Origin of the sequence: uncultured Campylobacter sp. (assembly GCF_938041645.1) — a bacterium.
Taxonomy (GTDB): Bacteria; Campylobacterota; Campylobacteria; order Campylobacterales; family Campylobacteraceae; genus Campylobacter_B.
Window position 1 is genome coordinate 25,650 of sequence record NZ_CALIST010000027.1, and the last position, 8,117, is coordinate 33,766.

Consider the following 8,117-nt stretch of genomic DNA (forward strand, 5'->3'; position numbering starts at 1 on the left):
CGCGAAATTCTAATTAGGAGCAGATATGTATCTTTTCACAAGCGAGGTAGTAAGCCCCGGACATCCCGATAAATGCGCCGATATCATCGCAGACAGCATCGTGGATGAAATTTTAAAACAAGACCCCAACGGGCGCGTAGCAGCGGAGGTTTTCATCGCGGGCAAACACGTAGTAATCGGCGGCGAAGTAAACGCCAAGATCGATTTTACCCACGACGATTACCGCCACATCGTAAAGGGCGCGCTTAGCGAGATCGGCTACAACGACAACCCTCATTTCACACGCGCGCAGTGCCTGCATCCGCAGGATCTGCAAGTGGACGTATTTTTAAACCAGCAAAGCCCCGACATCAACCAAGGCGTCGATCAAGAGGGCGGCGAGATCGGCGCGGGAGATCAGGGTATAATGTTCGGCTTCGCAAGCTGCGAAACGAAAAATTTTATGCCGGCTGCGATTACCTACGCAAGGCTTCTTTGCGATCACGTCTATGCTTACGCAAAATCCCATCCTAACGAGCTTGGCGTAGATATTAAGACGCAGGTTACGGTCGATTACGGCACGAAGAGCAATTTTGAGGAGTGCAAACCGCAAAGCATCCATACGATCGTGGTTTCAGCGCCATGCGTCGAGAGTATGAGCATCGAGCGCGTCCGAGATCTGATCGGAAATTTGATCGATTCGGCGGGGCTTCCGAAAGAGCTTTACGACAAAAACAAAACGATCATCTACATCAATCCGACCGGCCGCTACGTAAATCACAGCTCGCTTCACGACAGCGGCCTAACGGGGCGCAAACTGATCGTAGATAGCTACGGCGGCTACAGCCCGATCGGCGGCGGCGCTCAAAGCAGCAAAGACTACACTAAGGTCGATCGCAGCGGGCTTTACGCGGCGCGCTACATCGCCAAAAACATCGTCGCGGCGGGGCTTGCGAAAAAATGCATCGTCCAGCTCAGCTACGCAATCGGCGTGGCTAAACCGGTAAGCGTCAGCGTCGATTGTATGGGGACGAATTTAGGCGCGGCGGGCGACGATGAGCTATCCGCTTTCGTGCTTGAAAAATTCCCGCTCACTCCGCGCTGGATCATCGATAAATTCGGCCTTGATCGCCCCGGCAAAGGAAGCTTTCTCTACGCCGATGTCGCAGCGCGCGGACAGGTCGGAAATGACGAATACCCGTGGGAACAGCTCGATAGCGTGGAGCTTTTTAGGGCTTTGAAATAAATTTTATTCTACGGCGCCTACATTTTGCGGCTAATTTTATAAAGTTTAGCCACAATTTAACCACGTAAATTTTAATCCGTAGAATTTAAGCGTATCGCTAGCAAAACCTCCAATAGCGGCGAGTGCAAGCCGTATTTGCGAACGGATCAAATTTACGCGCATTCGCCGGTAAAACCGCATTTAAAATTCCGCCGCCAAATTTAAAGCATTATTCAAAGCCGATAAGCATCGATTATTAAAAGCTGCTGAACACCGAAGCTATGATTAAATTTAACGTAAATTTAGCGCCGAGACCGCATTATGCGAAGCTCTGCACTGCGCCGATACCTGCGCCGCAAAATCGTAAAATTTAAAATATCGTAAAGTGTAAAGCAAGGAAAGACTGGGCGTGTCCGCAAGGACGCTTTGCAATAGCATAAAGCAGGCTTTAAAACTCGCGGTTATCCGCTCGTAGCAACAAAATACCGCCCATTCTTTGTAAGAGCGTAAAGGTGCGCTTAAAACTTTACGAATTTTATATTACTGGCGAAACTGCTAATTAAAAGAAAGGTACAAAATATTTTATAAAACGCTGTTTGCGGCGCCGTGGCACTTCTTTTGACGCCTTGCAAAAGAATAGAAGACGGGCTTTCAAACCGCAAAGATGCAATAAATTTAGAGGTATTTTGCAAATTTATCGGTAGCTTCGCAAGATTTGCGCGGCAGAATTTTAAAAATTTAAAAATTTGACCCCGAAAACCGAGCAGCCCATCTTGCAAAGCAAAATTTTGCCCGCGTGAGCTTGCGATCCGCTACTTTACTCGATTTTGCGAGAGCTTGCGATTTTGCACGATCCCGCCCGATTCCTACGCGAGTTCGCGACCCCGCAATTCTACGCGATCCTTGCGCGATTCCGCGCCGAGTTTCATCAGTCGGCGCGATAGATCGCGTAAATTTAAAGATTATTTGGTTTGATTGGTTTCGGTTTTCGGCGCGGCGGCGCTTGAGTTTATATCGCCTCCGGGCGCGCTGATCGGCTGCGGCACCGAAATTTCTTTAACCGAAGCAGTGAAATTCTGCTCGGCTTCAACATCGCCAGTTTTTTCGATATATGTAAAATCACCCATCTTCGTCCACGTTCTAGCTTTAGCTAAAAACGCCTTTTGGCTCTCCCAAATCTCTTTGAAATCGGGATTTTTCTCGCTTTCTTCGGCTAAAATTTCATCCGTCGCCTTGCGAAGCGCACGCATAATTTCAGGCGAAAAAGAGCGAATCTGAACGTTCGGATATTTCTTTTTGATCTCGTCCCAAATTATTACATTTTTATAAAACGTCTCGTTTTCTGCGTATTCGCGCGCCTTTGCGATAGAGGCTTCCAGGATATTTTGCAAATCCTTAGGAAGCTTCTGCCAAGTTTGTAGATTTATCACTATCTGCTGCTCGCTAGCGGGTTCTTGCCATCCCGTATAATAGTAATTTGCGACTTTGTGAAAGCCTAGAGGTATATCAAAGCTAGGACTTGCCCACTCAACCGCATCGATGGTACCCATCTCTAGCGCCATATATAGCTCACCTACCGGTATCGTAGCGACTGCGACGCCAAGGCGGCTCATAACCTCCCCGCCAAAGCTTGGAATTCTAAATTTAAGCCCTTTTAAATCGTCTAGCGTATTAATCTCTTTTTTAAACCAACCACCCATCTGCATACCGCTATTTAGGATATTAAAGACCTTTAGATTGCTTTTAGCATAGAATTTATCCGCTAGCTCCTTGCCTCCGCCGAAGTAATACCAAGCGTGTTGCTCATCTTTCGTCATACCAAAAGGCACCGTCGTAAACAGCATATTTGCGCTATTTTTACCTTTATAATAGTAGCTCGCAGTATAGCCTAAATCGTATTGTCCGTTTTTGACCATATCATATATCGCAAAAGGCGCTTTATGTTTGCTAGGCGCGTCGATGCTGATTTTCAGCCTGCCATCAGACATACTATCTGCAAGATCTGCCATACGCTTGGCGACATCGCCTACGATAGGCATACTAAGCTCGTAAGTCTGAGCTAGCTTAAGGCGATAAATTTTCTTATCCGCGCCCCACAGCGACGTGGCTATAATCAAACTTAATCCGACAAGAATCGATTTTTTCATATACTACTCCCAAAATGAAATGGTGCGAATTTTATATAAAATCATCTAAATTCACGCTTTTATAACTAGCTTTTAAGCGAAATTTTCGCACAATTGTAGCCAAATTCGATAAGGAAAGGGCATGCAAGAAAAACATTACGAAGTAATCATCATAGGCGGCGGTATCACGGGCAGCGCACTAGCATACGTGCTGGCAGAATTTAGCGAGATCAAAAATATCGCTCTACTTGAAAAATACGAAGGGCTTGCGACGCTAAATTCTAAAGCCAGTGCAAATTCCCAGACGATTCATTGCGGCGACATCGAGACCAACTACGATTTGCAAAAAGCAACCGAAGTCAAGCGCAAGGCGGATATGATCGTGAAGTATTGCCAAAAGCACGGATATGAGAATAAATTTTTATTTCAGGGGCAGAAAATGGCTCTTGGCGTGGGCGAAAGTGAGGTAGAGCTAATTAAAGAGCGCTTTGAGAAATTTAAAGAGCTTTATCCGTATCTGCAGCTTTTTGACAAGGAAGAGCTCAAAAAAATCGAGCCCAAGCTAGTTTTTGACGGACGCGGCGAGGAGCGAGCGGAGGATATCGTAGCAATGGGCGTGCAATCGGGAGTTTACACGACGATCGATTACGGCGCGATGGCGAATTCCTTCGTGCAAAACGCTAAAAACGTGGAGGGTAAAACCTGCGATCTGCACCTAAATACCGAAGTGCAAAACATCACTAAAGTAGGCGATAAGTTCTATATCCGCACCGCAAATAGACTCTCGCTAAGTGCTGATTTCGTAGTCGTAGATGCGGGCGCACATTCGCTGTGGCTCGCGCACAAAATGGGGCTTGGGCAGGATCTTAGCACGATTTGCATCGCGGGCAGCTTCTATCTAACCAAGCAAAAGCTTCTAAATGGCAAGGTTTACATGATGCAAAACCCAAAGCTTCCATTTGCCGCGCTTCACGGCGATCCGGATTTACTCGCAGGCGGCTGCACGAGATTCGGCCCTACCGCACTTACGCTACCAAAGCTTGAGCGCTACAAGGGCTGTCGTTCGGTGCCGGAATTTTTTCAGTCATTAAATTTTGACATGGACGTAGCCAAGGTCATTTGGCAAAATTTTGGCGATAGCGAGGTAAGGGACTTCTTAATCCGCAATATAGGCTTTGAGATACCGATTTTAGGTAAAAAGCTTTTCGTCAAAAATGCGCGCAAGATCATACCTAGCATCCGCGAGGAGGATATTTACTATGCCAAGGGCTTTGGCGGCGTGCGCCCGCAAGTAATTTCACACTCGCAAAAAAAGCTGATTTTAGGCGAAGCTAGAATAGGCGAAAATCCGGGGATTATCTTTAATATGACCCCAAGCCCCGGCGCTACGAGCTGCTTAGGCAACGCACTTCGCGACGCAAAAAGTGCCTGCGAATATTTGGGAGTGAGCTTTGATGATACAAAATTTGACGCGGAAATGATGCGATAAAGAGGAATTTTTAAAATTTCGCTCGGGCAAGAATTTTAAAATTTTACTTCGGCGAGGATTTTAGAATTTTGCTTGCGCTTCATATATATAGAGAGTTTTAAAATTTCATTCAAACGCGAATTTTTAGAATTTAATCTGCACCGCAAGCTATGAAATTTTAAAATTTCGCCGTGCCGTAGAATTCTAAAATTCTCTCGAGCCATAAAATTTTAAAATTCCTTTGCCTAGCGAATTTTAAAATTTAGAAATTTCAAAATTTTGCGCAAAATTTCGCCTAATGCGGCGATAAATTTTAAATTTAAAGGAGAAAAGATGCTTAAAAAAACCAAAATCCTAGCGACCATCGGGCCCGCGAGTGACAGCGAGGAGATGATGAGCGCGATGGTAAAGGCGGGCTGCAATGCCTTTAGGATGAACTTCAGCCACGGCACGCACGAGTATCACGAGGCAAATTTAAACAAAATCCGCGCCGTAGAAAAGAGCCTGGGCGTGCGTATAGGCGTCTTTCAGGACATCAGCGGTCCAAAGATCCGCGTCGGCAAACTCGAGGAAAATTTTAAACTAAAAACGGGCGATAAAATCACCTTCCTTCCTCGCGAAATCATCGGTAAAAAGATCGCGGAAGGCGAATACGAGCTGTGTATCAACCACCCTGAAATTTTGCCGTTAATGAAGGTGGGCGAGTTCATCTATCTCTACGACGGCTCGATCCGCGCCAAGGTAGTCGCAGTAAGCGAGCAAGGCGTGCAAGCAGTGCTCGAAAACGACGGCTTTTTGAGCTCAAATAAGGGGGTGAACTTCCCAAACACCCGCCTAAATATCGACGTCATCACGCAAAAAGACCTCGCAGATCTGCGCTGGGGCGCAGCGCACGGCGTAAATTTCGTAGGCATCTCCTTCGTGCAGTCGCAAAACGACATCCTGCGCGTGCGCGAAATTTTAAACTCGCTGGGCTCAAAAGCTAAAATTTACGCCAAGATCGAGAAATTCGACGCTGTAGAAAACATCGAGCAGATCATCGAGGCAAGCGACGGCATAATGGTCGCGCGCGGAGATCTGGGCATCGAGATGCCGTTTTATGAGATCCCGCGCATCCAAAAGCGCATCATCGCGTTAGCCAACGCCCGCTCAAAGCCCGTCATCACCGCCACGCAGATGATGCTTAGCATGACCGAGCACGAGCGCGCCACCAGAGCCGAAATCAGCGACGTCGCAAACGCCGTGCTCGACGGCACCGACGCCGTGATGCTAAGCGAGGAAAGCGCCATCGGCAAAAACCCCGCAGCCGTGGTCGCCGCGATGAGCGAGACGATCCGCGAGACCGAAAAGATCTATCCTTACGATAAATTTAACGATTACGATTTCTACGACGAGACCGATATGATCACTTCGAGCACCGCAGCGCTTGCCGCAAGACTGGGCGTGGGCGCGATACTTTCGATCACGGGCTCTGGGCGCTCGGCGATCAAACTCGCACGCAACCGCGCTAAAATCGACATCATCGCAATCGCGCACGACGAGCAGACCGCGCACGCGCTAAGTCTCGTGTGGGGCGTAAATCCCGCGATGGTCAGGGAAAAAACGAGTATCAACTCGCTGCTCGCACGTATCATAAGCGAGGCTCTGCAGCGCGGGCTTATCGAAGAAGGCGGCACCTACGTGATGACGGCAGGCTTTCAAAGCGGCCATCCCGGCAGCACCGACTACATCCGTATCATCAAAAAAGATCAGATCGATTTCTACCGCGACGCGGCGAAAACGGGCTTTGAAATTAAAATTTAAAGCGTAGCCAAAGGTCATAAAGTCAGAGGCTGCAGCTAAATTTAATTTCGCTACGAGATTACGAGCAGCAACGTCGCGTTTATGTCGTGATAGAATTTGCTAAATTTAATTCCATTGCGAGATGACGGTGCAGGATTTAGCCGCTAAAACTTTGGTGGCGCTTCGGTGGCTTTATTTCGCGCAGATCAAGAACAAGCGTGTGAACAGTTACGCCATTGATTTTAGAGCAACAGCTAGTAGATAGATATGTTTTATACAAGGATACGAGCGATTGCAAGAGCGACTACGACAAATAGTTTTTATCGCTAGTTAACGATCAAAAGCGTGCAAAGTATAATCAGACGGTGTTTGTATGTGCATTCTCCGTGAACATTCAGGTGATTTAGACGCAAACTACGGTAATATAGAGTTCAAAAAGGTAGATAGCACTCTAGTCTCCATCAGTGGTAGGTGCGCTTTATCTACGATAGTGAGTTTGGGTTCAACGATAAGATCGAGATCGGCATGCAAGAATTACATGCTATAATGTTGATAGGAGCAATAGAACCCAAACACATGCAAGTACTTAGTACACAAAAAGGACAAAATAGATGATGAATAAAGAAGTTTCCAACTTTTGTAGAGATATTATTTATCTACAAAAAAATCAAGATATAATAGAAATCTATAAGTTATACTCGTATAATTCTCAAATATTTGAGAATTATACTTTTATGATTGGAACTAATGATGATACGTTTATACAACAAGATATTTTAAGGCAGATCACAAATTTAAAATATGATAAATTTTCTTTTAAAAGCTCGTTATCTGCCTACAAAAACATACTATTGCTGGATAAAAATCTCAGTAGAATCAAGAAAAATATTGACATATCTATAAATATCGACTCTAATTCCTTGGGGCTTTTTATTGAGAAAGATAAAAATAGTAATAGTTTTATTCCAAAAGGCATAGACAGCAACCCTATAGCAAAATTTGTGTTTGAAAATAACTTAGATATAAATCCGCAGCCTTATATAGATGAAGATCTTATGAATTCAAACCATACTTATTCGTTAGAATATGAAAAAGAATTACAAAAATATAATATAAAACTTAACAAACTAAGCGCTTTATTTAAATTTCAAAATTTAAATGTTAAAGATACGTCTTTACTTGATAATATAGTAAGACGCAGAATTTATTATTTTACACATAATTATCTAGACGAGGATTGCAAGCTTTGCCGTAATATGGATGGTTCTCCTATGTATTTGGATATAAGCAAAAAAGAGTATTGGTTAAATTTTAATGGATTTAAATATTCAAATCATACTTTTATATATTCCTATGTGTTATTAATGTTTGTAATATCATTTAAAAGGATTAGCTATAGCGAGAAAACTATAGAATTTTCAAAAATAATGAGAAAATCTGGACCTATTTTTTTAGAGGTATTAAATTTCGCTTATGAGTATTTTAAGGATAACTCCAAAATGACAGAATTTATGAATTTTGATATAAGACAGTGGAG

The 8,117-nt window shown here is 44.6% G+C and carries 6 protein-coding genes; 4 read left to right on the plus strand and 2 right to left on the minus strand.

Features of this window, described 5'->3' with window-relative positions; all coding sequences use genetic code 11:
- Window positions 1–25 precede the first annotated feature (25 nt).
- Window positions 26–1,225, plus strand: a complete 1,200-nt coding sequence (gene metK / locus Q0600_RS04685; protein WP_298757484.1) for a methionine adenosyltransferase — start codon at window positions 26–28, stop codon at window positions 1,223–1,225.
- Window positions 1,226–2,166: 941 nt separating this feature from the next.
- Here metK and dctP read toward each other — a convergent pair.
- Window positions 2,167–3,351 carry a TRAP transporter substrate-binding protein DctP gene (gene dctP / locus Q0600_RS04690; protein WP_298757485.1) on the minus strand — a complete coding sequence of 395 codons (1,185 nt, stop codon included), beginning with the start codon at window positions 3,349–3,351 and terminating at the stop codon, window positions 2,167–2,169.
- A 121-nt stretch (window positions 3,352–3,472) separates the two neighbouring features.
- Between dctP and Q0600_RS04695 the strand changes: the two genes are divergently transcribed.
- Complete coding sequence (locus Q0600_RS04695) at window positions 3,473–4,819, plus strand: FAD-dependent oxidoreductase (RefSeq protein ID WP_298757487.1); 1,347 nt, start codon at window positions 3,473–3,475, stop codon at window positions 4,817–4,819.
- 35 nt (window positions 4,820–4,854) lie between these two features.
- Here Q0600_RS04695 and Q0600_RS04700 read toward each other — a convergent pair whose 3' ends face one another.
- Window positions 4,855–5,022: a hypothetical protein gene (locus Q0600_RS04700; RefSeq protein ID WP_298757489.1), complete on the minus strand. Its 168-nt coding sequence runs from the start codon at window positions 5,020–5,022 to the stop codon at window positions 4,855–4,857.
- A gap of 109 nt (window positions 5,023–5,131) precedes the next feature.
- On the opposite strand from Q0600_RS04700, the gene pyk reads away from it, so the two are divergent.
- Window positions 5,132–6,601, plus strand: a complete 1,470-nt coding sequence (gene pyk, locus Q0600_RS04705) for a pyruvate kinase (protein WP_298757492.1) — start codon at window positions 5,132–5,134, stop codon at window positions 6,599–6,601.
- Window positions 6,602–7,191: 590 nt separating this feature from the next.
- Window positions 7,192–8,117 (plus strand): hypothetical protein (locus tag Q0600_RS04710; protein WP_298757495.1); only part of this gene is annotated, 926 nt, incomplete at its 3' end.